Genomic DNA, 24,730 nt, shown 5'->3' on the forward strand with positions numbered 1-24,730 from the left:
CGGCAGCCGGACCCGCGCCTACGCCCCGCGCCGTTCCAGCAGTACGACGGCCACGTCGTCCGTCAGCTCCCCGCCGTTGAGCCCCCGCACTTCCGTCACGACCGCGTCCAGCAGCTCCTCGCCGCCCAGACCGGCCGCCAGCAGCCGCGCCGTGATGTCGACCATCCCGTCCTGGCCCAGCCGCGGTCTGCCCTCGCCCGGCACCCGGCCCTCGATCAGGCCGTCGGTGTAGAGCATCAGACTCCAGTCGCCGTCGAGCCGGACCGGGACACGCTCCCACTCGGCGTCCGGCAGCAGCCCCAGCGCCGGGCCGCCGTCCTCGTACGGCAGCAGCGCGGGCGCCAGGCCGGGACCGGTCAGCAGCGGGGCCGGGTGCCCGGCGAGATGGAGGTCCGCGCTACGGCCGTCGGGTGCGATGTCCACGGCGCACAGGGTCGCGAAGATCTCGTCGTCGGCGCGTTCGTGGATCAGCACCTGCTGGAGCGTACGCAGCAGGGTGGCGCCGCCGAGCCCGGCGAAGGTCAGCGCCCGCCAGGCGATGCGCAGTTCGACCCCGAGGGCGGCCGCGTCCGGGCCGTGCCCGCAGACGTCGCCGATCATCGCGTGCACGGTGCCGTCCGCGGTGCGCACGGTGTCGTAGAAGTCGCCGCCGAGCAGCGCGCGGCTGCGGCCGGGACGGTAGCGCGCCGTGAACCGCAGCCCGTCGGCCCCTTCGAGCAGCGGCGTCGGCAGCAGCCCGCGCTCCAACCGGGCGTTCCCCTGCGCGAGCAGCCGGGTCTCGGTGAGCTGGCGCTGTGCGAGATCGGCCCGTTTGCGTTCGACGGCGTAGCGGACCGCCCGGGTGATCGTCGCGGCGCTGATCTCGTGCCGGGAGAGATGGTCCTGCGCGCCGGCGCGTACGGCCTCGGCGGCGGCGAGCCGGCTCTCCGCGCTGTCCCAGCCGCTGCCGTCCCCGCTGCCGTCCCCGCTGCCGTCCCCTTCGCCGTCCTCCCCGCCGTCGGTCAGGACGAGCACCGCGGTGCCGGGCGCGAGCCGCGTCACCTGGCGCAGCCCCTCCAGCACATCGGGCAGATCGAGCAGCACGCAGTGCACGTCGTCGGTGAGCAGCCGGCCGGCGGCGGTGAGGTTACGGGCCCTCAGGACGCGGATGCGCGGGCCGCCGCCGTCCTGGAAGTGGGGCGCGGTGAAGGCCCCGGTCGGGTCGTCGCCGATCACCAGCAGGGTGAACGAGGCCGGGCCCGCGGTGTCCTGGCGCTGGCGGGGCAGGGTGACGGGAACACGCGGGGGCGTTGAGGAGCCGGAATCGTCCTCGGGCGCGGCCGTGTCGCCCTCGGCCCCGGACGCGGTGGCTGAGGGTCGTTCCGCGCCGCGCTTCGCAGCGGACATCACGGGACTCCTTCCCTCCCCCCGAGGGTCGTCAGTCAGGCGACCCTAGTGGCTGGAGACGGCGACGCGGGAGGGCGGACTCCGGCCGCTCAGGGCCATACGCGGTGGCCAGAGGGGGATTTCGCCGTCGATGTGGGTATCCGCGCATGACGAACATCACGCGGCCCTCGGACCCCGCGAGGCCCGCCTCCGGACTGCCTCAGGCCCCCTCCGCGCGCGGCGGCCGGACCGCGTGAGGCCACCCGCGACAGCCCCGCGCCGCCCCCGCGAAACCCCTCACCCCTTCGGCGCCAGCGCCGCCCACGCCACCGTGACCTCTCCCTGCCGCCACCGCCCCGGCCCGTCCACCACCGGCCAGCCGCCGTCCCGCAGATCCCGTACCGCCCGGATCCACCGCTGCCGCGCGCCCAGCGACGACAGCGGCGCCGCGCTCGCCCACGCGCGGTCGAAGGCGGTGAGGAACGCGTGCACCGGCTCGCCCGGCACATTGCGGTGGATCAGCGCCTTGGGCAGGCGTTCGGCCAGGTCGGACGGGCGGTCGAGGGAGGCGAGCCGGGTGGCGAAGGTGACCGTGCGAGGGCCCTCGGGGCCGAGCGCCACCCAGACGTGCCGCCGTCCGATCTCGTCGCAGGTGCCCTCCACCAGCAGCCCGCCGGGCGCCAGCCGGGCCCGCAGCCGCGCCCAGACGGCGGCGACCTCGGCCTCGTCGTACTGCCGCAGCACGTTCGCCGCGCGGATCAGCACCGGGCGGCGGCCACCAGGCCCACCCGGCCCACCCGGCCCGCCAGGTACGCCCGGTCTGCCATGTCCATCAGGGCCGCCCGGCCCCCCGGGCAGCGGCACCTCGAAGCCGCCGTGCACGAAGGTCAGCCCGTCGCGTGCGTACGGCCCCGCCGCCGCGACCCGCGCCGGATCGATCTCGACGCCGACCACCGCCGCGTCCGGCCGTACGTCCCTCAGCCGGCCGAGCAGTTCGACGGCGGTCCAGGGCGCGGCGCCGTAACCGAGGTCGACGGCGACCGGATCGGCCGTACGCCGCAGCTCATGGGCGTGGGTGGCGGCGATCCAGCGGTCCATGCGGCGCAGCCGGTTCGGGTTCGTGGTCCCCCTGGTCACCACGCCGACCGCGCGCACGCCGTTCATACGACGAGCGTAGACGGCGGTACGGGGGTGGCGGAGGCGTGGGCCCCGGCGGACCGGGCACCCGGAGAGGAACGCGCCCGCCCGCGGACCATCACCCGAACAGGTGTCCGAGCGAACACCCGGGCCCGGCACCCGTACCGGCCCCGGAAGCTATTGGTTCGGCAAATATCGGTGCAACAGGAAATGGAATGAACGATTCCCATGTTGAGCAAGGTTGTCACGGGGGTTCTCGGCCTCGGTCCGGCGGAAGGAACGCATGGTGACCCAGTACACGTCCCGGCTCGGCGCGCTGCGTGGCAATGGCCCGCACAAGCGGTGGGGCGCCGGGCGGCGCGTACGCCGGGTGGCCATGCTGAGCGTGCACACCTCGCCACTCCACCAGCCGGGCACGGGTGACGCCGGCGGGATGAACGTCTACATCGTGGAGCTGGCCAAGCGCCTCGCCGAGCGGGACATCGAGGTCGAGATCTTCACCCGGGCGACCACGGGCGGCCTGCCCTGCACGGTGGAGCTGGCGCCGGGCGTGACCGTACGGCATGTGGACGCCGGGCCCTACGAAGGGCTCGCCAAGGAGGAGCTGCCCGCGCAGTTGTGCGCCTTCACCCACGGCGTGATGCAGGCGTGGGCCGTGCACCGCCCGGGCCACTACGACCTCGTGCACTCGCACTACTGGCTGTCCGGCCATGTCGGCTGGCTGGCCGCCCAGCGCTGGGGCGTCCCGCTGGTGCACGCGATGCACACCATGGCCAAGGTGAAGAACGCCGCCCTCGCCGAGGACGACTGCCCCGAGCCCGTCGCCCGCGTCATCGGCGAGACCCAGGTGGTCTCGGCCGCAGACCGGCTGATAGCGAACACGGACGAGGAGGCCGGCGAGCTCGTACGGCACTACGACGCGGCGCCCGGCAAGGTCGCCGTCGTCCATCCGGGCGTCAACCTCGACCGTTTCCGGCCCGCGCCCGGCCGCGCCGCCGCCCGGGCCAGGCTCGGGCTGCCGCAGGACGCGGTGATCCCGCTCTTCGCCGGCCGGATTCAGCCGCTCAAGGCCCCTGACGTGCTGATTCGCGCCGTCGCCGTGCTGCTGGACGAGGACCCGACACTGCGCGAACGTATCGTCGTACCGATCGTCGGCGGCCCGAGCGGCACCGGCCTGGCCAAGCCCGAGGCGCTGCACAAGCTGGCCGCGCGGCTCGGGGTGTCCGATGTCGTACGGTTCCAGCCGCCGGTGGACCAGGAACGGCTCGCGGACTGGTACCGGGCGGCGACCGTGCTGGTCATGCCGTCGTACAACGAGTCCTTCGGCCTGGTCGCCATAGAGGCGCAGGCGTGCGGGACGCCCGTGGTCGCGGCGGCGGTCGGCGGGCTGCCGGTCGCGGTGAGCGACGAGCGCACCGGCTTCCTCGTCCCCGGACACGATCCGCGCGACTACGCGAGGGTGCTGCGGCGCTTCGTCGACCAGCCGGGGCTGGGCACGGTGCTCGGCGAGGAGGCGGCCCGGCACGCGCGCGACTTCGGCTGGGACACGGCGGCGGCGGACACGGCCGAGGTGTACGCGGCAGCGCAGCAGGAGCACCGCCGTCACCTACGATCGGCCCATGGCTGAGGACGGCGGGGTGAACGGCGCGGTGGGTGACGCGGTGAGTCCGGTGAACGAGACGGGCGGCGCCGACGGGACGCCTGGCGTCGCGGCGGCCAGGCGGGCGATCGAACAGGCCCTGCGGGAAGCGGAATTGCCCTGGGAGTCGCCGAACGAGGGCGCGTACGTCGTCCAACTGCCCGGCACCCGCAAGCTGTCCACGACCTGCCAGCTGATCGTCGGGCGGCACACCCTGTCGGTCAACGCCTTCGTGGTGCGCCGGCCCGACGAGAACCACGAGGCCTTCTACCGCTGGCTGCTGGAGCGCAACCTCCGTCTGTACGGCGTGAGTTACGGCGTCGACCGGCTCGGCGACGTTTATCTCTCCGGACGGCTGCCGCTGGCCGCGGTGACCGCCGAGGAGATCGACCGGCTGCTCGGCGCGGTGGTGGAGAACGCGGACGGCTCCTTCAATGTGCTGCTCGAACTGGGCTTCGCGTCCGCGATCCGCAAGGAGTACGCGTGGCGGGTGTCGCGCGGCGAGTCCACCCGCAATCTGGCGGCCTTCGCCCGCCTGACGGGCGAGGACGGCTGACCGTCCCCGGGGGGAGGGCCGGCGGCGGGAGGGGCGGGCGGTGAGCGAGGGCGGCTGAGGGGCGGGCGGGCACCTCCATTACGCTCAGGGGTATGGCTGCTGCTGCGTACAAGCTGATTCTGCTCCGCCACGGCGAGAGCGAGTGGAACGCGAAGAACCTGTTCACCGGCTGGGTGGACGTCGATCTCAACGACAAGGGCGAGAAGGAGGCGGTCCGGGGCGGTGAGCTGCTCAAGGACGCCGGCCTGCTCCCCGACGTGGTGCACACCTCGCTGCAGAAGCGCGCGATCCGCACCGCGCAGCTCGCGCTGGAGGCCGCCGACCGGCACTGGATTCCGGTGCACCGCTCCTGGCGGCTGAACGAGCGGCACTACGGCGCGCTCCAGGGCAAGGACAAGGCGCAGACCCTCGCGGAGTTCGGCGAGGAGCAGTTCATGCTGTGGCGCCGCTCGTACGACACCCCCCCGCCGCCGCTGGCCGACGGCGCCGACTACTCGCAGTCCGACGACCCGCGCTACGCGACGATCCCGCCGGAGCTGCGGCCGCGCACGGAGTGCCTCAAGGACGTCGTCACGCGGATGCTGCCGTACTGGTACGACGGCATCGTGCCGGACCTGCTCACCGGCCGTACGGTCCTGGTCGCGGCGCACGGCAACTCGCTGCGGGCCCTGGTCAAGCACCTCGACGGCGTCTCCGACGCGGACATCGCGGGCCTGAACATCCCCACGGGCATCCCGCTCTCCTACGACCTCGACGCCGACTTCCGCCCCCTCACCCCGGGCGGCCGCTACCTCGACCCGGACGCGGCCGCGGCGGCCATAGAGGCGGTCAAGAACCAGGGCAAGAAGTAAGGCGCGAGGCAGGTCGGGAAGCAGGGCTTCGACGCCGGGCGTGGAAGAGCCCCCGACCCGCGGGTTTCCGTGGGGAGGGGGCTTTCGCGTGGGCGGGCGGGGCGGGGAGCTAGTGGGTGCAGCCGCTGCACTGGCAGGGGTTGCCGGACTGGCAGCCGCAGCCGCAGCCCGAGCCGCAGCCGCACGCGGCGACCAGCGGGAGCGGGATGCGCAGTGGCGCGGCGTCGGGCGTGGGCTGGTGGCGTACGGGGGACGGCATCGGGGATTCCGGCATCAGTTCACCCTCCTCAGGCTTCGTCGTCATCAGTGAACCTCGCCACGTTCCGGCGCATCAACGGCGCACAAGGGCATAACGCCCGAACCCGATCACCCGGTACGCCGAGCCGGCTCCGCGCACGCCCCCGCGCCCGCGGACCGGCCGGACAGCCGGAGCGCCGCCCCCGCGTGGCCGGTGAGCCACCCGGACGTACGCACCCAAGCCGTACGCCCGGCCGCCCCCGTCCCCGCGAACCCGGCGCCCCCACCCGCCGGAGGCCGGCCCCCACCCGGCGGAAAGCCCCTTACGCCCCCTCCACCTGCGTCGGCCCCGCGCTCAGCTCGTCCGCGTGCTCGCCCGTCACCAGGTAGACGACCCGCTTGGCCACCGACACCGCGTGGTCCGCGAACCGCTCGTAATACCGTCCGACCAGCGTGACGTCGACCGCCGTCTCGATGCCGTGCTTCCAGCGGTCGTCCAGCAGGTGCTGGAAGAGCGTGCGGTGCAGCTCGTCCATCCGGTCGTCGTCCGCTTCGAGCTGCAGCGCGTCGTCCACGTCCTTGCTGACGATGACCTCGCCCGCCTTGGCCACCAGCCGCTGGGCGAGCTGACCCATCTCCAGGATCGTGGTGTGCAGGTCGCGCGGCACCGCCGACACCGGGAAGCGCAGCCGGGCGAGCTTGGCCACATGCCGGGCGAGGTCGCCCGACCGCTCCAGGTCCGCGCTCATCCGCAGCGACGTGACGACGATCCGCAGGTCGGTCGCGACCGGCTGCTGCCGGGCCAGCAGGGTGATCGCCCGGTTCTCCAGCTCGCGCTGGAGGTCGTCGACCTTCTCGTCCGCGGCGATGACGCTCTCCGCGATGTTCAGGTCGGCGTCGAGCAGCGCGGTGGTGGCCCGGCCGATCGCGGAGCCGACCAGCCGGGCCATCTCGACCAGCCCGTCACCGATCGAGTCGAGCTCCTCGTGATATGCGTCGCGCATCGCTGTCCTTCCGTGGGTACAGAGGCGTCTCCTCCACGCTGCCACGCTGATGGCCCTACGCGTACCGGCCGCGCCTCCCGGATGAACCGGCACCCACGTCAAGGTGAACTCTTGGCAACGTGCGTCCGAGAGGTACGTCTCAGGCTTGTGGATTGCTTGAGCGAGCCACCTAACCTGGACGCATGGACGTGAACGCGGCAGTCGCCGCAGCCAGTGCGATCGCCGGTCTGCTGACCGGTGTGATCGCCGTGCTCGCGTTCCGCTGGAGCGAGCGCGAGCTCGCCCGCCCCACCCGCACCGCACTGCGGCCGCACGCGAGCGCCGTACTGCCGCCGGGCGTGGACACCGTGCTGTCCGTGCTCCGCTCCTCGGCGGTCGTCCTGGACGAGGGCGACGTCGTGGTCAAGGCCAGCTCGGCGGCGTACGCGCTCGGTCTGGTACGCGGCGGCCGGCTGGCCGTCGACCAGATGCTGCAGATGGCCCGAGAGACCCGGCGGGACGGGGAGATACGCCAGGTGGAGCTGGACCTGCCGCGCCGCGGCGCGGGCCGGGGCGAGGGCCTGGCGGTCTCCGCCCGGGTCGCGCCCCTGGGCTCGCGGCTGGTGCTGCTGCTGGTCGAGGACCTCACCGAGGCCCGGCGGATCGAGGCCGTACGCCGCGACTTCGTGGCGAACGTCAGCCATGAGCTCAAGACCCCGGTCGGCGCGCTCTCGCTGCTGTCCGAGGCCGTGATGGACGCGGCCGACGACCCCGAGGCGGTCAACCGCTTCGCCGGGCGGATGCAGATCGAGGCCACCCGGCTGACCAGCCTGGTCCAGGAGATCATCGACCTCTCCCGGGTCCAGGACGACGACCTGCTGGACGACGCCGAGCCGGTCGCGGTGGACGATCTCGTCGCCGAGGCCGTCGACCGCTGCCGTCACCAGGCCAACACCAAACAGATCACCATGGCCACCGGCACCACCCCTGACCTGTACATTTGGGGGAACCGGGGCCAGCTTGCCGCGGCTCTCGGCAATCTCGTCGAGAACGCCGTCAACTACAGCCCCGCCCGTACCCGGGTCGGTATCGCCGGGCGCCGGATCAAGGCGTCCGGCGGGGATCTGATCGAGATCTCCGTGACCGACCAGGGCATCGGCATCTCCGAGAAGGACCGCGACCGGGTCTTCGAGCGCTTCTACCGGGTCGACCCGGCGCGCTCGCGGGCGACCGGCGGCACCGGGCTCGGCCTGTCCATCGTCAAGCACGTGGCCGCCTCGCACGGCGGAGAGGTCACGGTGTGGAGCGCCGAGGGACAGGGCTCCACCTTCACACTGCGGCTTCCCGAGGCAGGGATCGCCCGCGACCGCGCGCTTCCGCCCGGCACCGACCCGGATGCCGAAGCGGACGCAGAACCGGCCGACGAGCCGTCGGACGACAAGCTTTTCCCGTCCCTCCCCGAACACATCCCCGCCCCGGAGGTCCTTCCGTGACACGCGTACTCGTCGTCGAGGACGAAGAGTCCTTCAGCGACGCGCTGTCGTACATGCTCCGCAAGGAGGGCTTCGAGGTCGCGATATCCGCGACCGGGCCCGACGCGCTGGACGAGTTCGAGCGCAACGGTGCCGATCTGGTACTGCTCGACCTGATGCTGCCGGGCCTGCCCGGCACCGAGGTCTGCCGCCAGCTGCGGCTCAAGTCCAATGTCCCGGTGATCATGGTGACCGCCAAGGACAGCGAGATCGACAAGGTCGTCGGCCTGGAAATCGGCGCGGACGACTATGTGACCAAGCCCTTCTCCTCGCGGGAGCTGGTCGCCCGCATCCGCGCGGTGCTCCGCCGCCGCGGTGAGCCCGAGGAGATCTCCCCGGCCGCACTCGAGGCCGGTCCGGTACGGATGGACGTGGACCGGCACGTCGTCACGGTCGCGGGCGGCAAGGTGGATCTGCCGCTCAAGGAGTTCGACCTGCTGGAGATGCTGCTGCGCAACGCGGGCCGGGTGCTCACCCGGATGCAGCTCATCGACCGGGTGTGGGGCGCGGACTACGTCGGCGACACCAAGACCCTCGATGTCCACGTCAAGCGGCTGCGGGCCAAGATCGAGCCGGACCCGGGCGCGCCGCGCTTCCTGGTGACGGTTCGCGGCCTTGGCTACAAGTTCGAGCCGTAAGCGGTGTGAGGGCCCGTAAGGGTCGCGGTCCCGGGATTCGCGCCCAGGACGCGAACAGGGTCCGAAACCGGTCGTGGGGGACGGGTGGGGAAGACACGGCGGAGGGGTCCGGCCACACATGGCCGGACCCCTCCGCCGTACGCCCTGTGACCGCCAAGGCGGCGACCCGGCGCTTACGGCGTGGCGGGAGACGTGTCCTTGCCGTCGGGGGTGGCGGTGTCCGTCGGGGTCGACGTGTCCGAGGCCGAGCCGGTCGCGGTGTCCGAGGGGGTGTCGGTCGGCGACGGGGGAGCCGTGGTCGGCGCCGAGCCGGGACCGTAGGGCGCGAAGTAGCCGGTGGCCGGCGTCACATTGATCGGGAGCGCGACCGGCCCGGTGCCGCTGAAGACGAAGATCGCCTTCTGCACGTCGCCGTCGCGCAGCGACTCGTTGCCGGAGTCGATGACGGCGGCCGGGTTGCCCTTGCCGCCCAGCAGCACGCTGCCGTGCGGCGGGACGGTGACGGCGCCGGCGCCGTGCGGGCCGGACAGCCGCGCGGAGAGCGAGGAGCCCAGCTGGACGGCCTGCAGCGTCTGCTCCGACGAGCCGTTGTTGAAGAGCCGGGCGGTGACCGAGGCGGGGCCGTTCGGGTCGGTGAGCACGTAGGCGTTCTGCACCTTGATGACGCCGACCGTGGCGGACGCGCTGTCCGGGTGAACCTCCAGCGTCTGCGCGTCGTCCCCTGCGGCGCAGGCGGCGAGGGGTGCGAGCGAGAGCACGAGTACGGCGGCGAGGGCGCCGCGACGGAAGCTGCGGACCACGGCGGCGGCATCTCCTTGGGCAGGTGTGGAAGATCTTCTAGCGGCCTTAGATTACCGAGCCGTCCCCGCGCCCGCGCACCGGGTCCCGCATTACCGCGCGGCGTTTACCGGCCTCGCCCGCAAGGCCACGCACAAGGTCGTCCACAAGCCTGTGCACAAGCTTCCGTGCAAGCTCACCGACGAGTTCCCGGACAAGCGCGCGCACAAGCCGTACGCCATGCCGCGCATGATCAGCCGCGATCGGTTTTCCCGCGCTCTTCCACGGGAGTGCAAAATTCGATCTTCACCTGGTGGGAAGCCGTCACGAACCCGAACGGAGTAGCGACGATCCACTCATCCGGGAGGGACAAATCCGGACGTATCACCCCGAGTTCGGGGTCTTCCGGGCCTGTAACGGGCACGTTTCGCCCTCGCCGTATACCCGCTCCGACCTGCGAATACCTCGCCAATGGGGCACCCTCCAGCACGTCGCGGGGGCCCTTGTCAAGCCCTGAGATACGCCCTGACCTGCGAAAACGCCATTCAGATGAGGCCGTTCCCGTGTTACTCTGGATAGCCACGGAAGGGGTACCTGTCACATGACGTTCAAGGTTGGCGACACCGTGGTCTATCCCCATCACGGGGCCGCGCTGATCGAGGCTATCGAAATTCGCCAGATCAAAGGCGTGGACAAGACCTACTTGGTGCTCAAGGTCGCCCAGGGCGACTTGACGGTACGTGTGCCCGCGGACAATGCGGAGTTCGTCGGCGTACGCGACGTGGTCGGTCAGGAAGGTCTGGACCGAGTCTTCGAGGTGCTGCGCGCGCCGTACACCGAGGAGCCCACCAACTGGTCCCGGCGATACAAGGCAAATCTGGAGAAGCTCGCGTCCGGTGATGTCATCAAGGTCGCGGAAGTCGTTCGCGACCTGTGGCGTCGTGAGCGTGAGCGCGGCCTGTCGGCCGGCGAGAAGCGCATGCTCGCCAAGGCCCGGCAGATCCTGGTCAGCGAACTGGCACTCGCGGAGAACACCAACGAGGACAAGGCCGAGGCGCTGCTCGACGAGGTTCTCGCGTCGTAAGACCGTCCTCCGGACGCTCTCGTGTCGAGTCCTGGCGGCGTGCCCCACACGTCGATGTGATGTCCCGACCTACGTAGACGCACCCCCGGTCACCACCGAGGGACTTTGCCGCGGCACCCGGTTGAGCGCGATGACCGGGTGCTGCGGCATGCTTGTCCGCGCGCACTTGTGCCTGTGCACCCGTGCGCGTACGCCTGTGCCGTCAGCCGGGCGTGCCGGCGAGAGTTCTTCCCCCCGACTTCACGGAAGGGGTCCGGAGGAAGAACTCCGTGGCCGGCACTCCCCGGCGCGTCGCCGGGGGTACCCCCAGGCGATACCCATCTCATCCAAGGACACAAACCTGCGTACCGCAGCCGTCATCCCCGCCGCCGGACGTGGTGTCCGGCTCGGCCCCGGCGCGCCCAAGGCGCTGCGCACCCTCGGCGGGGTCCCGATCCTCGTCCACGCGGTGCGCGCGATGGCCCGCGCCCGCGCCGTCCAGGTGATCGTCGTGGTCGCGCCCCCGGAGGGCGCCGACGAGGTCAGGGCGCTGCTCGACGCCCACGGCCTGCCCGCGAACACCGAAGTCAGGGTCGTGCCCGGCGGTGAGGCCCGCCAGGACTCGGTACGGCTCGGCCTGGCCGCGCTGCCCGACGACGTCGACGTGGTGCTGGTCCACGACGCGGCCCGCCCGCTGGTCCCGGTGGAGACCGTCGAGGCCGTGGCCGAGGCGGTACGCGGCGGCGCGCCCGCCGTCGTACCGGGGCTGCCGCTCGCCGACACCGTCAAGAGCGTCGACCCGGCCACCGGCGTGGTCACCGGCACCCCTCAGCGCGCGCTGCTGAGGGCCGTACAGACCCCGCAGGGCTTCGACCGGGCCACCCTCGCCAAGGCGCACGCCAGTGTCACCCAGGACGTCACGGACGACGCGAGCATGGTCGAGCAGCTCGGGGTGCCGGTGCTGGTGGTGCCCGGCCACGAGGAGGCGTTCAAGGTGACCCGTCCGCTGGACCTCGTGCTCGCCGAGGCCGTACTCGCCCGCAGGAGGGCCACCGATGGGTACTGAGCCACTGGGCGCCGAGCCGCCGGGGGTGGAGCCGTCCGGCACCGAGCCGTCGGGCAGGGAGCCGGGACAGCCTTCCGCCGCGGAGCGGAGCGCCCTTGAGCAGGCCGCGCTTGAGCAGGGCGCCGAGAGCGCCGAGGTGCTGGGCGCCGACGTCTCGGCCGTCGAGCCGCCCGGCGTGGAGCCGTCCGAGCCCGAGCCGCGCGCCGACCTCCCCGTACCCCCGCCGCCGCCCGGCTTCGCGCTTCCCCAGGTCGGCATCGGCACCGACATCCACGCCTTCGAGGAGGGCCGCGAGCTGTGGTGCGCGGGCCTGCTCTGGGAGGGCGAGGGGACGGGCCTGGCCGGGCACTCCGACGCCGACGTGGTGGCGCACGCCGCCTGCAACGCGCTCTTCTCCGCGGCCGGCCTCGGCGACCTCGGCGCGCACTTCGGCACCGGCCGCCCGGAGTGGTCCGGCGCCTCGGGCGTCGCGCTGCTCACCGAGGCGGCCCGGATCGTCCGCGAGGCGGGCTTCGTGATCGGCAACGTGGCCGTGCAGGTGGTGGGCCTGCGCCCGAAGATCGGCAAGCGGCGGGACGAGGCCCAGCGGGTGCTGTCCGCCGCCGTCGGCGCGCCCGTCGCGGTCAGCGCGGCCACCAGTGACGGGCTCGGTTTCACCGGGCGCGGCGAGGGTCTGGCGGCGATCGCCACGGCCCTGGTGATCCGTGCTCACTCGAACGAGTGATCGAGGGAATTCCCCGCGACGGACGAACGTTGCGTAGCCGGAAGATCACTTACTCGATGAAAGGACCGTCATGGCAGCCCTGTCCGCCTCCGCCCACGAGCTGATCGACGGCACGAACTTCGCGACCCTCGCCACGATCCAGCCCGACGGGCAGCCGCAGCTGTCCGTGGTGTGGGTGACGCGCGAAGGCGACGACGTGCTCATCTCCACCCTCGAAGGCCGCCGCAAGCACCTGAACGTGGCCCGGGACCCCCGCGTCACCCTGCTCATCCACCCGCTGGGCAACGCGTACTCGTACCTGGAGATCCGCGGCACCGCCACCCAGAGCCCCGAGGGCGGGCGCGAGCTGATCGACGCGCTGAGCGTGAAGTACACCGGTGAGCCGTACTCCGCGGACAAGCCCGGTGACGTCCGGGTGGTCGTCCGGGTCACCCCCGAGCGGGTCGTCGAGCGCAACTGATCAAGGGCGCCGCGGCACCGTGAATTGTCACCGTTGTGTGTGCCCTGTGCCGGGGGGCACAAGGCACACGCCTCGGCCCACTACCCTTGAGGCGTGACTATTCGCCTGTACGACACCAACGCGCGCCAGGTCCGTGATTTCACCCCGCTCAAGCCGGGCTGTGTCTCGATCTACCTGTGTGGTGCGACGGTGCAGGCGGCCCCGCACATCGGACACATCAGGTCGGGGCTCAACTTCGACATCCTGCAACGGTGGTTCCGCCACCGCGGGTACGAGGTCACCTTCGTCCGCAACGTCACGGACATCGACGACAAGATCATCCGCAAGGCCGCCGACCAGGGCCGTCCCTGGTGGTCCATCGGGTACGAGAACGAGCGCGCCTTCACCGCCGGCTACGACGCGCTGGGCTGCCAGCCGCCCTCGTACGAGCCCCGGGCGACCGGTCATGTGCCCGAGATGATCGAGATGATGCAGGGGCTCATCGAGCGCGGCCACGCCTATGTCTCGGACGGCAACGTCTACTTCGACGTGCGGTCGTACGAGGGCTATCTGGAGCTGTCCAACCAGGAGTTGGACAACCTCAGGCAGCCCGAGGGCGACGGCGAGACCGGCAAGCGCGACCAGCGGGACTTCGCCATGTGGAAGTCGGCCAAGCCCGGCGAGCCGTCCTGGGACACGCCCTGGGGTCGCGGCCGGCCCGGCTGGCACCTGGAGTGCTCGGCGATGGCCCACAAGTACCTCGGCGGTGTCTTCGACATCCACGGCGGCGGCATCGACCTGATCTTCCCGCACCACGAGAACGAGATCGCCCAGGCCAAGGCGTACGGCGACGAGTTCGCCCGCTACTGGGTGCACAACGCGTGGGTCACCATGAGCGGCGAGAAGATGAGCAAGTCGCTCGACAACTCGGTGCTGGTCTCCGACATGGTCCAGCGCTGGCGGCCGATCGTGCTGCGTTACTACCTGGGCACCCCGCACTACCGGTCGATGATCGAGTACAGCGAGGAGGCCCTGCGCGAGGCCGAGTCGGCGTTCGCGCGGATCGAGGGCTTCGTCCAGCGGGTCACCGAGAAGGCGGGCAAGGTCGTCCCCCCCGCCGCCGAGGTGCCGCCCGCCTTCGCCGAGGCGATGGACGACGACCTGGGCGTCCCGCAGGCGCTCGCCGTCGTCCACACCACCGTCCGGCAGGGCAACAGCGCGCTCACCGCCGACGACAAGGAGACGGCGGTCGCGCGGCTCGCCGAGGTCCGTGCGATGCTCGGAGTGCTGGGCCTCGACCCGCTCGATCCGCACTGGGCGGGCGCGGACCGCGGCGACGATCTGCACGGCGTCGTGGACTCCCTGGTCAGGCTCGTGCTGGAGCAGCGGCAGTCCGCCCGGTCCCGCAAGGACTACGGCACCGCCGACGCGATCCGCGACCAGCTCGTCCAGGCGGGCCTGGAGATCGAGGACACGCCGACGGGTTCGCGCTGGACGCTGCGCGGCTGACCGCCCGGCGCCCGCGCGGCCGACCGACCGCCTGACCGTCCGCCCAGAGGACTTTGTACGTTTTACGTCTGACGAGCACGACCGAAGAAGTGAGAGTGCCCCATGGCCGGGAACAGCCAGCGCAAGAACCGCCGTACCAGCAACAAGAAGGGCGCCACGGTCGGCAGCGGCGGGCAGCGGCGCAGGGGCCTTGAGGGCAAGGGCCCGACACCGCCCGCCGAGGCGCGCAAGGGCCACAAGAAGAACCGGGTCGCCAACGCCGCGGCCAAGCGGACGGTCTCCGGCCAGTCCCGCCGCCCCTCGGGCCGCGGCGCCAAGTCCACCTCCGAGATGGTGGTCGGCCGCAACCCCGTCGTCGAGGCGCTGCGCGCGGACATCCCGGCGACCGCCGTCTACGTCCAGCAGTTCATCGACAACGACGACCGGGTCCGTGAGGCGCTCAAGCTCGCCACGGACCGCGGGGTGCCGCTGATGGAGGCGGCCAGGCCCGAACTCGACCGGATCACCTCGGGCCTGAACCACCAGGGCCTGGTGCTGCAGATCCCGCCGTACGAGTACGCGCACCCCGAGGACCTGGTGGCCGCCGCGCACGACGAGGGCGCCGACCCGCTGATCGTCGCGCTCGACGGCGTCACCGACCCGCGCAACCTGGGCGCGGTCGTCCGTTCCGTCGCCGCCTTCGGCGGCCACGGCGTCGTGGTGCCCGAGCGGCGCGCCGCCGGGATGACCGCGGGCGCCTGGAAGACCTCGGCCGGGACCGCGGCCCGGGTGTCGGTGGCCCGCGCCACCAACCTCACCCGCACCCTTGAGGCGTACCAGAAGGCCGGGCTGCTCGTGGTCGGTCTCGCGGCCGACGGCGATGTCGAACTCCAGGACCTCGAAGCGCTCTCCGGCCCGGTCGTGATCGTCGCGGGCAGCGAGGGCAAGGGGCTCTCCCGACTGGTCGGCGAGACCTGCGACCTGCTGGTCCGGATTCCCATGCCGGGCGGCGCGGCGGAGTCGCTGAACGCCGGCGTCGCCGCGGGCGTGGTGCTGTACGAGGCGTCCCGCCGCCGGGCGTAGTCGCCGTACGGACGTGACCGGCCGGTGGGCGTGGTCGCTTCACGAGGCGGTCGGCCGGCGGGCGTAGGCGCTGTACGAGGCGGTCGGCCGGTCGGTCGGCCGGCGGGTGTGGCGAAGGCCCAGGTCGGGCCGCGGGTGGCCGTACGGGCGGGCTTCGCTCAGCCGTACGGGTGGACTCGCGCCTTTGGTCCGGCTTGTCGGGTCTCGGACATCAACGGCGCCCGGGCAGTGTCCTAAAGGTGCGTCACTCGGTTAGATGAGTGTGGACACCAGAACACCCCGCACTCCCACGGGGGGAGGGTCGCCCGGATTCGACGAGCGTGTGATGACCATGGCACGGGTTCCGAGCGATCCCGCCCAGGTCATCGTCAACCACGCGAGCTTCCGGGTGCAGCTCGGCGCGACCTCGGCGCGTGCCCTCAGCCTTGACGACACGGCGAGGATTCCGGTCGGATCCCGCAACGCGACCGCCGGACGGCGTCGGCTGGCGCCCGTGGTGTGGTCCGGGCAGGCCGCGCCCGGCGACCCGCTGGCCGGTGAGCTGATGCAGGCGGTCCGGCGGGCCGGTACGGGCGGCGGCACCCAGGTGCTGCCGCGGATCGACGAGACGACCGTCAGGCCGACCGTCGTGGGCCAGCGCTCCCCGCACTCGCCCACCGGCCTTCTCGACGGCGTACGCCCGGCGCGCGGCGCGTACGACCCGGACGAGCCCTCGGTCGGCTACGTCGGCGGCGCCGCGGACGGGTACGACGGCTACGAGGGATACGACGGGTACGAGGACGAGCGGGAGGCCGAGCGCCGCCCGCGCGACCGCAGCGGCCGTCGGGTGCGGCACGCCTGGTACCCGGGCCGCCGGATGAACCTCGGCATCGTGCTGCTGCCGCTGCGCGTCTTCCTCGGCTTCATCTCCATCTACGCCGGCATGGGCAAGCTCTGCGACCGCGTCTACTTCGACGGCGGCGAGCGCGGCTCGATGGTCAAGTGGCTGTCCTCGCTGCACCCGTGGGCGGCCGCCGAGCCGCTGCGCGACGCCGCGCTCAACCACCCGGTGGGCGCGGGTCTGAGCATCGCCTTCCTCCAGGTCGTGGTGGGCGTGCTGACCGTCTTCGGCCTCTGGCAGCGTGTCGCGGCCGCCTTCGGCGCGGCCCTGTCGATCGCCCTGCTCGTCACCGTGAGCTGGCGGACCGTCCCGGTCTACGACGCCCCCGACTTCATCTTCCTGGCTGCCTGGAGCCCGCTGGTCATCGCGGGCGCCCCGGTCTACTCGATCGACGGCCACCTCGCCGGTGACGCCTGGCGCCGGCTCGGCCCCCGGGTCTCCCTGTGGGACCTGCGCCGCCGGGTGCTGCGCCGCGGGACCGTCATGGCCACGGTCGTCATCGGTCTCACCCTGCTGATCGGCTCGGTCCTCGGCGCGGCCGTACGGGCCAGCAGCACGCACCAGGACGGGCCGGCCCCCATGGTGACGCCGACCAACAACCTGCCGGGCGCTCCGCTGCCCGAGGTGAGCGGAGGCGCGGGCGACGAGGGCTCCTCCCCGGCCCCGACCGGCTCCGCGTCGTCCACCGGGGAAGCGCGCAAGGAGACCGCCACCCAGGCGCCGACCACCGAGCCCGGGCACACGCAGGCCGCGGGCGGCACGGCCACCAGCGGTACGAGCGGGACGGGCGCCGGCGGCGGTACGGGTACGGCGCCGGGCGCCGGGGGATCGGGCTCGGGATCGAGCGGCGGGTCCGCCGGTGGTGCCGGTGGCGGCGCCGCTGATCCGCCGCCCGCCCCGCCCGCGCCTCCGGCTCCGCCCGCGCCCGAGCCGCCGCAGCCGGAGACGAAGCCCTCGCAGGGCGCGATCGGGGGGCTGCTGGGCAGTCACTCGCCGACCGGGCTGCTGCTGGGCATGAACTCCGGCGGGCGGCATGGTGCTCCGCGGGGGATGGCGTGAGGTGCTGCTTTGGGGGTGTGGTGAGCGCGGGGGGACGTGGCCGGGTGCGGGTGGGCGTGACTGAACGCGCCTGACCTGCCTCGCGCTTGAGGTGCCTGGACGTACGTGAGGCGCCCGGACGCACCTGGACGCACCTGGACGCACCTGGACGCACCTGGACGCAGAGCCAACCGCAAGACGGCGGCGGCCCGTACCGATCCCTCCCCGGTACGGGCCGCCGTCCTGTGTTCACTGTGTGCGCGGGGCCGGTGCTCGGCCCTCTCGCGGCCTCTGACGGCCGTTGGTGGCCCCTGAGGGCTCCCGGCGCGGGTGGACGCCTCCGTGGGCGTACACCGCGGCGCTCACACCTTGTGGGCGCCCAACTCCTTCGCCGCCTCGCTGAGGTCCTTCGCGGTGTCGATCGCCCGCCAGTAGGCGCCCTGCGGGATCTGGAAGCCGGCCAGCCGCCGTTCGCGGGCCAGCCGTGGGAAGGTCGTCCGCTCGTGGTCGCCCAGGTCCGGCAGCAGTTCGGTGAACTCGGGCGCGAAGACGTAGACACCGGCGTTGATCAGATACGGCGACGGCGGCGACTCGATGAAGTCCAGCACCTGGCCGAACTCGTTGGTCTCCACGGCGCCCCAGGGGATGCGCGGCCGGGCCAGCGCCAGGGTCGCGACGGCGTCCCGTTCCTCGTGGAAGGCAGCCATCTCGCGCAGCGAGAAACGCGTCCAGATGTCGCCGTTGGTGGCGTACCAGGGCTCGTCCGGGCGGGGCAGGGACGCGGCCGCGTACTTCAGACCGCCGCCGCGGCCGAGCGGCTCGCGCTCGACGACGGTGGTGACGTTCAGCGGCAACGGCGTGGCGTTCAGCCACTCCTGGAGCACCTCGGCGAGATGGCCGCAGGAGACCACGGCGTCGGTGACCCCCTCGGCGGCCAGCCAGGCGAGCTGATGGCCGATGATCGGCGTCCCCGTGCCCGGGATCTCGACCATCGGCTTCGGCCGGTCGTCGGTGTACGGGCGCAGCCGTGAGCCCTGCCCGCCGGCCAGGAGTACGGCCTGCGTGACAGGGGTGACGACTTGGGGGACGGGTGGGGGTCCGTGGTGGGCGCGCGTCATGCAGCGCACCCTATGCGACGGCGGCGTACGGCCCTTGGAGGGAGGGCCGTACGCCTGATGCGTCCGATGCGTCGGGGTGCCTGTCGAGGGGCTGTCGCGGGCGGGGGGTCGTGCTCGCGGTGCGGGTGCGTGCGGGGTGCGGGTGCGTGCGCCGCGGTGCGGTGCGGGTGCGTGCGGGGTGCTCGCGGGGTCAGCCGACCGAAGCGACTCCGGTGGCGAAGGCCGTGTCGCACACCGGGCGGGACCACGCCTGGGCGCGCTGCGTGGCGCCGTCGTACTTGGCGACCGCCGCGCGGCCCAGCGAGCGGGCGATGGAGACGCAGTAGCGGGCGAGGGACGGCTGCTTGGCCATGGCGACCTGGAGATCGGTCAGGGCCACCCCGGGGTCCTTCTCCTGGAGTTCGGCCAGCAGACGGCTGCGCAGCGCCTCCTGGGGCGCCTTGGCCGCGTTCTGCGGGCTCTTGGCGGCGGCGGTCAGTACCTGCGCGTCCGCCGAGGAGACCGCCCACGGGACGCGGGTGACGGCGAGCGTTCCCGACAGCACGAGAACGACCGGAAGAACGAGCGCGAATGTCTTGCCGAGACGGCGAGCTACCTGGTTCACGCATCGGATGGTAGCGACTGGTGATGATTTGGCGACATTTAGTCACCCTCCCGGGGGAGTGAAATCTCCGCGCGGGGTGTTCGAGTGTTGACGAACGGACCCGAAAGGCCTCATATGCGTATCTATGGGCGGGGGTTGCGGGCGCCTTGGCGGCGGGGCCTCGGGCGGCGGTTTTCGCGTCCTTGGGTGGGGTTCGGTTTTCGCGCTAAGGGTGCGATTCGGTTGCGCGTCCTTGGGCGCGGGGCTGGGGGTTCGCGTCCATGGGTGCGGGTGCGGGTGCGGGTGCGTTGCGTCCGGGGTCCGGTGGCCGCCGTCCGGGTACGGCGAAGGGCGGCCGGCCGGTACGCGGATACGTACCGGCCGACCGCCCTCGTAAGGCTGCGGCTACGGCGGCCGTGGTGCGGCCGCCGTCAGTCGTCAGTCGCTCAGGCGCTCGCCGGTGGAGGTGGCGAACACGTGGGTCTCGCCCGCGCGCGGCACGACGTGCAGCACGGAACCCTTGTCCGGGATCTGGCGGCCGCCGACACGGATGACGACCTCCTTGTGCTCGCCCTCGACGTCCGCGGAGCCGTAGACGAAGCCGTCGGCGCCGAGCTCCTCGACCACGTTGACGGTCACGGCCAGGCCCGCGGGGGCGCCCTTGGACAGGCCGCCGCCGTTCTCGGCGCTCACGATGTCGAAGTGCTCGGGACGGACGCCGACGGTGACCGTACGGTCACCCTTGTCGGCCGCCGCCTGCACCGCGTCACGCGCGACGTTCACGACCGCGTTGCCGAAGCGCACGCCGCCGTCGGTGATCGGGACCTCGACCAGGTTCATCGCCGGGGAGCCGATGAAGCCCGCGACGAAGAGGTTGGCCGGGCGGTCGTACATGTTGCGCGGGCTGTCGACCTGCTGGAGCAGACCGTCCTTGAGCACCGCCACGCGGTCGCCCATCGTCATGGCCTCGACCTGGTCGTGGGTGACGTAGACGGTGGTGACGCCCAGGCGGCGCTGGAGGCTGGCGATCTGCGTACGGGTCTGCACACGGAGCTTGGCGTCGAGGTTCGACAGCGGCTCGTCCATGAGGAAGACCTGCGGCTCACGGACGATCGCGCGGCCCATCGCGACACGCTGGCGCTGACCACCGGAGAGCGCCTTCGGCTTGCGGGCCAGGTACTCGGTGAGGTCGAGGATCTTGGCGGCTTCCTCGACCCGGCGGCGGATCTCGGTCTTGTTGATGCCGGCGATCTTGAGGGCGAAGCCCATGTTGTCCGCGACGGTCATGTGCGGGTAGAGCGCGTAGTTCTGGAACACCATCGCGATGTCCCGGTCCTTCGGCGGCAGGTGCGTGACGTCGCGCTCACCGATGCGGATGGCGCCGGCGTTGACGTCCTCCAGACCCGCGAGCATGCGCAGGGAGGTCGACTTGCCGCAGCCCGAGGGGCCGACCAGCACGAGGAACTCGCCGTCCCCGACCTCGATCTCGAGCCCGTCCACCGCGGGCTTGTCGCCACCGGGGTAGATCCGGGTCGCCTTGTCGAACGTAACAGTAGCCATGACTGTGCAGTCCCTTCACCGGCAGGAACGTGCCGGACGATCCGAGTAAAGGAAGACTCCGGAGGTGATCCGGATTGGTCTAGTCCGTCATACACGGACTTCCCGTGACGCTACCTGCCGGATCGACCCTTGTCACCAGCCACCGGTACGGGATTTTCGTCACCCTGCCCCCGCGCGGCGCCCGCTACACTGCTGGTGCGCCTCCTTAGCTCAGCTGGCCAGAGCGACGCTCTTGTAAAGCGTAGGTCGTCGGTTCGAACCCGACAGGGGGCTCTGAGTTTCCGCAGGTCAGCAGCTGTCTCCTTGGTAATGGTGTGCCGGGCTCAAGGTGTCCGGCACACATTCGACACACATCGCGCCGGTACGCGGCGCGAGGGAGGCGGTTGGGATGGCGAGCACGGACGAGTTGGCGCAGCGGCGGTACGACAAGCTTGTGGCGCGCGTCGAGAGCCTGATGCGCGGATCGCTGAAGCCGGAGTACGAAGGCTTCTACGGCAGCGTGACGCTGGCCGAGGCCGACATTGAAGAACTGGGCGGTGACGCGGGCGAGATCCGCCGGGCTGCCCGCGCGGCGGGCCGGCACCTTGGCTGGAAGACCGTGACCCGGGAGATCGACGGGCGCATCTTCATCGCGGACGACCGCGAGGCGCCGCAGGCGGTACGGGACCTGGCGATGCAGCGGTCTGCCGACGCGGTGGCGGCCCTCATGAAGGACGTGCGCCGAGGACCCCGCCCTCGACCGGTGTGAAAGCGGCATCCTTTCTGCCGGGCGAGGTCAGGTCGTTGCAGACCTTTCTAACTCCGCCGCGAAGGGGCACTGCCGGAAGGCCAGGCGTGAAGTCAACGAAGAGCAGGCCCAGTAGATCGACTTCATTCGGGATAATTCGGATTAGGCGCACAATCTCGCTGTAGTGGTGGGATGCTTCATCGGTGAACGTAGACACCCCCGGCCGGCAGCTCCTCTTCTCCACGGTCCGTATCACCAACGTCCTGAAATCGGGCATAACGACCAGCGGGACAGGATTTTTGCTCTTCGTGGATCTAGTGGAGGAAGGACGCATCAGTCCGCTCCTGGTCACCAACAAGCACGTCGTAGCTAACTCGGCGCGGCTCACAGCACACTTCATCAAGCGAAAGGATGACGTAGACGAGCCAGACCTCGGGCAGGGCGTAGATGTGACTCTCGCTCCGGCCAATTGGATTGGGCACCCCGACGCGAGCGTCGACGTAGCGGTCGTACCGTTGGCCCCGATCTTCGAGCAACACGGGGGTCTCCTGTTCACCAGGGCTCTGCCCATGTCGGTGCTTGCCACTGAGATACCGAACCTATACACCGACGCCATCGAAGAGATCACCTTCGTTGGATATCCTGATGGCCGCCACGATCCCAAGCACCTGACACCCATCGTGCGCCGAGGAATCACGGCGACCCCGCTGGACCTAGATATGGGGGGAACCCCTACGTTCCTCGTCGATGGATCGGTGTTTGGCGGCAGCAGCGGCAGTCCGGTATTCCTCTTCAATGAGGGGGCGTATCGCGGTCCCGGAGGACTGCAGATCGGCACTCGGGTAGCCCTCATCGGCATCATTGCGCAGACGTGGGTGCGGGGGGACGCGTTCCCTGTCGAGGTGGCGGCACCGCATGTAAAAATCGCGAAGGAGTTGAATCTTGGGGTCGCTTTCAACTCTCGCGCGATCAAGCAGACGGTTGAAGCATTTGCCGCGGTCGCGGGCCTGAAACTTCGGAATACTGCGGGAGACGCTCCCGTCGCGATCGATCCGACGAACGACTCGTCTACCCCCCTGACCTGACGGACACTGTCTTCCGGTCGATCACTGCCGAGAGGTGATATGTCCGGGGCCTATCCCGTTCCAGGGCAATGGGCGCAGACCTAGCCCTGGAACGGGGCGCCGTTCACTGCCGCCGGTGGTGTGTTGCGTGATCAGGCAGTCGTTGAACGCTTTCGGTGCTGGACGATGGGATTTTTGACAGGCGGCGTGTCCGTCATAGTTGTGACAGTGCCTGCTCGGGCCTTGGCGAGCAACATGGTCCGGCGTTCGTCCATCTTGTCGGAGACCTCGTCAAGGCGGTCGGGGAAGAGGTGCCCGTAGACGTCGAGGGTGAGTGTCGCGGACTTGTGGCCGAGCATCGTCTGGATGACGTTCACGTCGGCGCCGCTGGCGATGGCGAGCGAGGCGGCGCTGTGGCGCAGCTTGTGCGGGGTCAGGTGGAGGTGGCCGAGTCCGGCCGCACGGACCGCCGGGTCGAAGAAGCGGCTGCGGAAGTTGCTGATCCGCAAGGGGCCGCCCTGGGGTGCGGTGAAGAGGAGCTGGTCCGGCGTGCGGCCGTTGATGTGGGCGGCCAGTTCAGCGAGGAGGAACCGGGGGAGTGGCACTGAGCGGCGCTCGTGGTTCTTGGGGGTGTCCAGGTGGAGGGCGCCCTTCTCGTCGACATACGCCTGCACCACGTGAGCCCGTCGCGCATCGAGGTCCACTCGGCCCACAGTGAGGGCCGACGCCTCGCCCCAGCGCAGTCCGGTGTAGCCGAGCAGCCGGATGAACAGCCCGTACGGGCCTGCCGCTTCGGCGAGTGCTTCCACCTGGACCACGTCGAGGTAGACCTGTTCGGGCTGAGCTGGCCTCGGCAACGGGATGTCGACCGCCGGGTTGTGGCTCAGCCGCTGCGACTTGACCGCGTAGCCGAGGACGCTGCTGAGCACGACATACGCCTTCCGTACGCTCCGCGCGCTCAGCTCGTGGCCGGTGGCCGTCCGCCCGGCCGACAGGTCGGCCAGCCACTGCGCCACGTCGTCGTACCGGACGCGGTCCAACGGTGTCGTGCCCCACCTCGGCAGGACATGAAGGTCGAGCATGCCCCGGTACCGGTTCCTGGTCGACCGCTTGAGGTGCGCCTGCGCCGCCAGCCATGCCTCGGCTATCTCGCCGAACTTCGCGCGTGCGGCGGCGGGGTCGCGGTAGGAGCCGTCACCGAGCCGGGCCTCAAGGCGGGACCGTTCCGTGTCGGCGTCGACCCGTCGGCTGAACGTCTTCATCTTGGGGCTGCCGTCAGGGCCGTACCACCGCAGGCGCCAGCGGCCGGGCGGTGTGCGGCCCGCCTTCTTGGCCTTGGCGGCGGCCTGGACGTAGGCGGTGTGGCCAGCGCGGTCCTCGACCCAGACGCGCGCCATCACGCACCGGTCCGGTGCCGTCGAAGGCTGAGCTTGTCCTCCACGGGATCTCCCTTTTCCGCGTGCCTTTGCGGCGCGCTCGATTGGTGACGTGGGAGATTCCCTTGGAGTTCGAGGTTTGGGCAAGCCGTAATTCTGTGATAGAGGCCACTTCCGCGTCTTACGGCTTTCGGTTCCCTTGTGGTCGTCGCGGTGATATGGTCCGGCGCTTTCCCAATGCTGACTGGTGATGCCACGTGCTGCGCTGTCCACAGGGCGATCATGGCTGATGAACAGGCAACTCTGGTGCGTTGGGTGCTGCTTTCCGGCGCTCTTGGAACCGTCCGGACCTTCATCGCGACCCCTTTCCGACTGGTGCTCCGGCCGGACACAGCTCATTTGGTCGGTCCGTCTTTTCCGGTCACAATCTCGCTGGATGGCTCGCCCACCGCGTGGCTATGTTGGCCGAGCACAGCCATCCGCACTGGTGAAAGGAATCGCGCAATGCCGACCGGACAGAAAACCTCGAATGAGCGACGCCCGCTGGCCACCCCCGCCGAACTGTCGGCGTACCTCGGCGTCCCCGTCGCCACGCTCTACCAGTGGCGGCACCGGGGCCTCGGCCCGAAGGCCCACAAGGTGGGCCGGCACCTCCGCTACCGCTGGGTGGAGGTCGAGGCATGGGTCGACCAGCAGGCCGTCGACCTCGTGGCCTGACCGAACACCCGTCAACGCAGAGCGGCCTCCAGCGCGTCAACGCCGGAGGCCGCGAACTCCCCTGAACCGCGTCTGAACGATCAACCAGG

At 71.2% G+C, this 24,730-nt stretch carries 24 protein-coding genes and 1 tRNA gene; 16 read left to right on the top strand and 9 right to left on the bottom strand.

Features of this window, described 5'->3' with window-relative positions:
- Positions 1–18: 18 nt before the first annotated feature.
- Complete coding sequence (locus OHA30_RS19820; RefSeq protein ID WP_328915197.1) at positions 19–1,386, bottom strand: PP2C family protein-serine/threonine phosphatase; 1,368 nt, start codon at positions 1,384–1,386, stop codon at positions 19–21.
- Between the two features lie 276 nt (positions 1,387–1,662).
- On the bottom strand, positions 1,663–2,529 hold the full coding sequence (locus OHA30_RS19825) for a class I SAM-dependent methyltransferase (RefSeq protein WP_328915198.1): 867 nt from the start codon (positions 2,527–2,529) through the stop codon (positions 1,663–1,665).
- A gap of 259 nt (positions 2,530–2,788) precedes the next feature.
- Here OHA30_RS19825 and mshA point away from each other — a divergent pair, with 259 nt between their 5' ends.
- The 3 genes from mshA to OHA30_RS19840 all read left to right on the top strand — a co-directional run bounded on the left by mshA (position 2,789) and on the right by OHA30_RS19840 (position 5,548).
- Positions 2,789–4,129: a D-inositol-3-phosphate glycosyltransferase gene (gene mshA, locus OHA30_RS19830; protein WP_328917914.1), complete on the top strand. Its 1,341-nt coding sequence runs from the start codon at positions 2,789–2,791 to the stop codon at positions 4,127–4,129.
- A complete protein-coding gene (locus OHA30_RS19835) occupies positions 4,122–4,697 on the top strand; it encodes a YbjN domain-containing protein (RefSeq protein WP_328915199.1) in 576 nt (191 codons plus the stop codon). The genes mshA and OHA30_RS19835 overlap by 8 nt, the downstream gene beginning before the upstream one ends.
- 92 nt (positions 4,698–4,789) lie before the next feature.
- Positions 4,790–5,548, top strand: a complete 759-nt coding sequence (locus OHA30_RS19840; RefSeq protein WP_328915200.1) for a phosphoglyceromutase — start codon at positions 4,790–4,792, stop codon at positions 5,546–5,548.
- Positions 5,549–5,657: 109 nt separating this feature from the next.
- On the opposite strand, the gene OHA30_RS19845 is transcribed toward OHA30_RS19840, so the two are convergent.
- Both OHA30_RS19845 and phoU read right to left on the bottom strand, forming a co-directional pair.
- Positions 5,658–5,852 carry a hypothetical protein gene (locus tag OHA30_RS19845; protein WP_328915201.1) on the bottom strand — a complete coding sequence of 65 codons (195 nt, stop codon included), beginning with the start codon at positions 5,850–5,852 and terminating at the stop codon, positions 5,658–5,660.
- A gap of 256 nt (positions 5,853–6,108) precedes the next feature.
- Positions 6,109–6,789 (bottom strand): phosphate signaling complex protein PhoU, encoded by a 681-nt coding sequence (phoU, locus tag OHA30_RS19850; protein WP_328915202.1) that lies wholly within the window; start codon positions 6,787–6,789, stop codon positions 6,109–6,111.
- 182 nt (positions 6,790–6,971) lie between these two features.
- On the opposite strand from phoU, the gene OHA30_RS19855 reads away from it, so the two are divergent.
- Together OHA30_RS19855 and OHA30_RS19860 are read left to right on the top strand one after the other, a co-directional pair.
- On the top strand, positions 6,972–8,261 hold the full coding sequence (locus OHA30_RS19855) for a sensor histidine kinase (RefSeq protein ID WP_328915203.1): 1,290 nt from the start codon (positions 6,972–6,974) through the stop codon (positions 8,259–8,261).
- Positions 8,258–8,938: a response regulator transcription factor gene (locus tag OHA30_RS19860; protein ID WP_328915204.1), complete on the top strand. Its 681-nt coding sequence runs from the start codon at positions 8,258–8,260 to the stop codon at positions 8,936–8,938. The genes OHA30_RS19855 and OHA30_RS19860 overlap by 4 nt, the downstream gene beginning before the upstream one ends.
- A 173-nt stretch (positions 8,939–9,111) precedes the next feature.
- On the opposite strand, the gene OHA30_RS19865 is transcribed toward OHA30_RS19860, so the two are convergent.
- Positions 9,112–9,738: a DUF461 domain-containing protein gene (locus OHA30_RS19865; RefSeq protein ID WP_328915205.1), complete on the bottom strand. Its 627-nt coding sequence runs from the start codon at positions 9,736–9,738 to the stop codon at positions 9,112–9,114.
- 578 nt (positions 9,739–10,316) lie between these two features.
- Here OHA30_RS19865 and OHA30_RS19870 point away from each other — a divergent pair.
- From OHA30_RS19870 to OHA30_RS19900, 7 genes are all read left to right on the top strand, one after another.
- A complete protein-coding gene (locus tag OHA30_RS19870) occupies positions 10,317–10,799 on the top strand; it encodes a CarD family transcriptional regulator (protein ID WP_033174074.1) in 483 nt (160 codons plus the stop codon).
- Positions 10,800–11,112: 313 nt separating this feature from the next.
- Complete coding sequence (gene ispD, locus OHA30_RS19875; RefSeq protein WP_328917915.1) at positions 11,113–11,844, top strand: 2-C-methyl-D-erythritol 4-phosphate cytidylyltransferase; 732 nt, start codon at positions 11,113–11,115, stop codon at positions 11,842–11,844.
- A 256-nt stretch (positions 11,845–12,100) separates the two neighbouring features.
- On the top strand, positions 12,101–12,568 hold the full coding sequence (gene ispF, locus OHA30_RS19880; RefSeq protein ID WP_328917916.1) for a 2-C-methyl-D-erythritol 2,4-cyclodiphosphate synthase: 468 nt from the start codon (positions 12,101–12,103) through the stop codon (positions 12,566–12,568).
- 70 nt (positions 12,569–12,638) lie between these two features.
- Entirely contained in the window at positions 12,639–13,028 is a 390-nt protein-coding gene (locus tag OHA30_RS19885; protein ID WP_328915206.1) for a PPOX class F420-dependent oxidoreductase, read from the top strand.
- A 93-nt stretch (positions 13,029–13,121) separates the two neighbouring features.
- Positions 13,122–14,516 (top strand): cysteine--tRNA ligase, encoded by a 1,395-nt coding sequence (cysS, locus tag OHA30_RS19890; RefSeq protein ID WP_328915207.1) that lies wholly within the window; start codon positions 13,122–13,124, stop codon positions 14,514–14,516.
- Positions 14,517–14,618: 102 nt separating this feature from the next.
- Positions 14,619–15,578: a 23S rRNA (guanosine(2251)-2'-O)-methyltransferase RlmB gene (rlmB, locus tag OHA30_RS19895; protein ID WP_328915208.1), complete on the top strand. Its 960-nt coding sequence runs from the start codon at positions 14,619–14,621 to the stop codon at positions 15,576–15,578.
- Positions 15,579–15,834: 256 nt separating this feature from the next.
- Positions 15,835–17,517 (top strand): DoxX family protein, encoded by a 1,683-nt coding sequence (locus OHA30_RS19900; protein WP_328915209.1) that lies wholly within the window; start codon positions 15,835–15,837, stop codon positions 17,515–17,517.
- 341 nt (positions 17,518–17,858) lie between these two features.
- Here the strand turns inward: OHA30_RS19900 and OHA30_RS19905 are convergent, their stop codons facing one another.
- The 3 genes from OHA30_RS19905 to OHA30_RS19915 all read right to left on the bottom strand — a co-directional run bounded on the left by OHA30_RS19905 (position 17,859) and on the right by OHA30_RS19915 (position 20,757).
- Entirely contained in the window at positions 17,859–18,614 is a 756-nt protein-coding gene (locus OHA30_RS19905; RefSeq protein WP_328915210.1) for a nucleotidyltransferase family protein, read from the bottom strand.
- A gap of 190 nt (positions 18,615–18,804) precedes the next feature.
- Positions 18,805–19,218, bottom strand: coding sequence for a hypothetical protein (locus tag OHA30_RS19910; RefSeq protein ID WP_328915211.1), 414 nt, complete (start codon positions 19,216–19,218; stop codon positions 18,805–18,807).
- A gap of 417 nt (positions 19,219–19,635) precedes the next feature.
- A complete protein-coding gene (locus OHA30_RS19915) occupies positions 19,636–20,757 on the bottom strand; it encodes an ABC transporter ATP-binding protein (protein WP_328915212.1) in 1,122 nt (373 codons plus the stop codon).
- Between the two features lie 199 nt (positions 20,758–20,956).
- On the opposite strand from OHA30_RS19915, the gene OHA30_RS19920 reads away from it, so the two are divergent.
- The 3 genes from OHA30_RS19920 (at position 20,957) to OHA30_RS19930 (ending at position 22,569) form a co-directional block, all read left to right on the top strand.
- Positions 20,957–21,030, top strand: a tRNA-Thr gene (locus OHA30_RS19920).
- Between the two features lie 115 nt (positions 21,031–21,145).
- A complete protein-coding gene (locus OHA30_RS19925; protein ID WP_328915213.1) occupies positions 21,146–21,505 on the top strand; it encodes a hypothetical protein in 360 nt (119 codons plus the stop codon).
- Positions 21,506–21,687: 182 nt separating this feature from the next.
- Complete coding sequence (locus OHA30_RS19930) at positions 21,688–22,569, top strand: trypsin-like peptidase domain-containing protein (RefSeq protein WP_328915214.1); 882 nt, start codon at positions 21,688–21,690, stop codon at positions 22,567–22,569.
- A 131-nt stretch (positions 22,570–22,700) separates the two neighbouring features.
- Here OHA30_RS19930 and OHA30_RS19935 read toward each other — a convergent pair whose 3' ends face one another.
- The gene (locus OHA30_RS19935) at positions 22,701–23,945 is read right to left on the bottom strand and encodes a tyrosine-type recombinase/integrase (RefSeq protein WP_328915215.1); all 1,245 of its coding nucleotides are present in this window, start codon (positions 23,943–23,945) and stop codon (positions 22,701–22,703) included.
- Between the two features lie 483 nt (positions 23,946–24,428).
- On the opposite strand from OHA30_RS19935, the gene OHA30_RS19940 reads away from it, so the two are divergent.
- The gene (locus OHA30_RS19940; protein WP_328915216.1) at positions 24,429–24,641 is read left to right on the top strand and encodes a helix-turn-helix transcriptional regulator; all 213 of its coding nucleotides are present in this window, start codon (positions 24,429–24,431) and stop codon (positions 24,639–24,641) included.
- The last annotated feature ends 89 nt before the right edge of the window (positions 24,642–24,730 follow it).

The organism is Streptomyces sp. NBC_00223 (assembly GCF_036199905.1).
Lineage (GTDB): Bacteria > Actinomycetota > Actinomycetes > Streptomycetales > Streptomycetaceae > Actinacidiphila.

Excerpts from the sequence above, each read along its gene's own strand:
- OHA30_RS19820 (WP_328915197.1), bottom strand. The coding sequence starts at position 1,386 with ATGTCCGCTGCGAAGCGCGGCGCGGAACGACCCTCAGCCACCGCGTCC.
- OHA30_RS19825 (WP_328915198.1), bottom strand. The coding sequence starts at position 2,529 with ATGAACGGCGTGCGCGCGGTCGGCGTGGTGACCAGGGGGACCACGAAC.
- OHA30_RS19835 (WP_328915199.1), top strand. The coding sequence starts at position 4,122 with ATGGCTGAGGACGGCGGGGTGAACGGCGCGGTGGGTGACGCGGTGAGT.
- OHA30_RS19840 (WP_328915200.1), top strand. The coding sequence starts at position 4,790 with ATGGCTGCTGCTGCGTACAAGCTGATTCTGCTCCGCCACGGCGAGAGC.
- OHA30_RS19845 (WP_328915201.1), bottom strand. The coding sequence starts at position 5,852 with ATGACGACGAAGCCTGAGGAGGGTGAACTGATGCCGGAATCCCCGATG.
- phoU (WP_328915202.1), bottom strand. The coding sequence starts at position 6,789 with ATGCGCGACGCATATCACGAGGAGCTCGACTCGATCGGTGACGGGCTG.
- OHA30_RS19855 (WP_328915203.1), top strand. The coding sequence starts at position 6,972 with ATGGACGTGAACGCGGCAGTCGCCGCAGCCAGTGCGATCGCCGGTCTG.
- OHA30_RS19870 (WP_033174074.1), top strand. The coding sequence starts at position 10,317 with ATGACGTTCAAGGTTGGCGACACCGTGGTCTATCCCCATCACGGGGCC.
- OHA30_RS19885 (WP_328915206.1), top strand. The coding sequence starts at position 12,639 with ATGGCAGCCCTGTCCGCCTCCGCCCACGAGCTGATCGACGGCACGAAC.
- rlmB (WP_328915208.1), top strand. The coding sequence starts at position 14,619 with ATGGCCGGGAACAGCCAGCGCAAGAACCGCCGTACCAGCAACAAGAAG.
- OHA30_RS19900 (WP_328915209.1), top strand. The coding sequence starts at position 15,835 with ATGAGTGTGGACACCAGAACACCCCGCACTCCCACGGGGGGAGGGTCG.
- OHA30_RS19905 (WP_328915210.1), bottom strand. The coding sequence starts at position 18,614 with ATGACGCGCGCCCACCACGGACCCCCACCCGTCCCCCAAGTCGTCACC.
- OHA30_RS19915 (WP_328915212.1), bottom strand. The coding sequence starts at position 20,757 with ATGGCTACTGTTACGTTCGACAAGGCGACCCGGATCTACCCCGGTGGC.
- OHA30_RS19925 (WP_328915213.1), top strand. The coding sequence starts at position 21,146 with ATGGCGAGCACGGACGAGTTGGCGCAGCGGCGGTACGACAAGCTTGTG.
- OHA30_RS19935 (WP_328915215.1), bottom strand. The coding sequence starts at position 23,945 with ATGGCGCGCGTCTGGGTCGAGGACCGCGCTGGCCACACCGCCTACGTC.
- OHA30_RS19940 (WP_328915216.1), top strand. The coding sequence starts at position 24,429 with ATGCCGACCGGACAGAAAACCTCGAATGAGCGACGCCCGCTGGCCACC.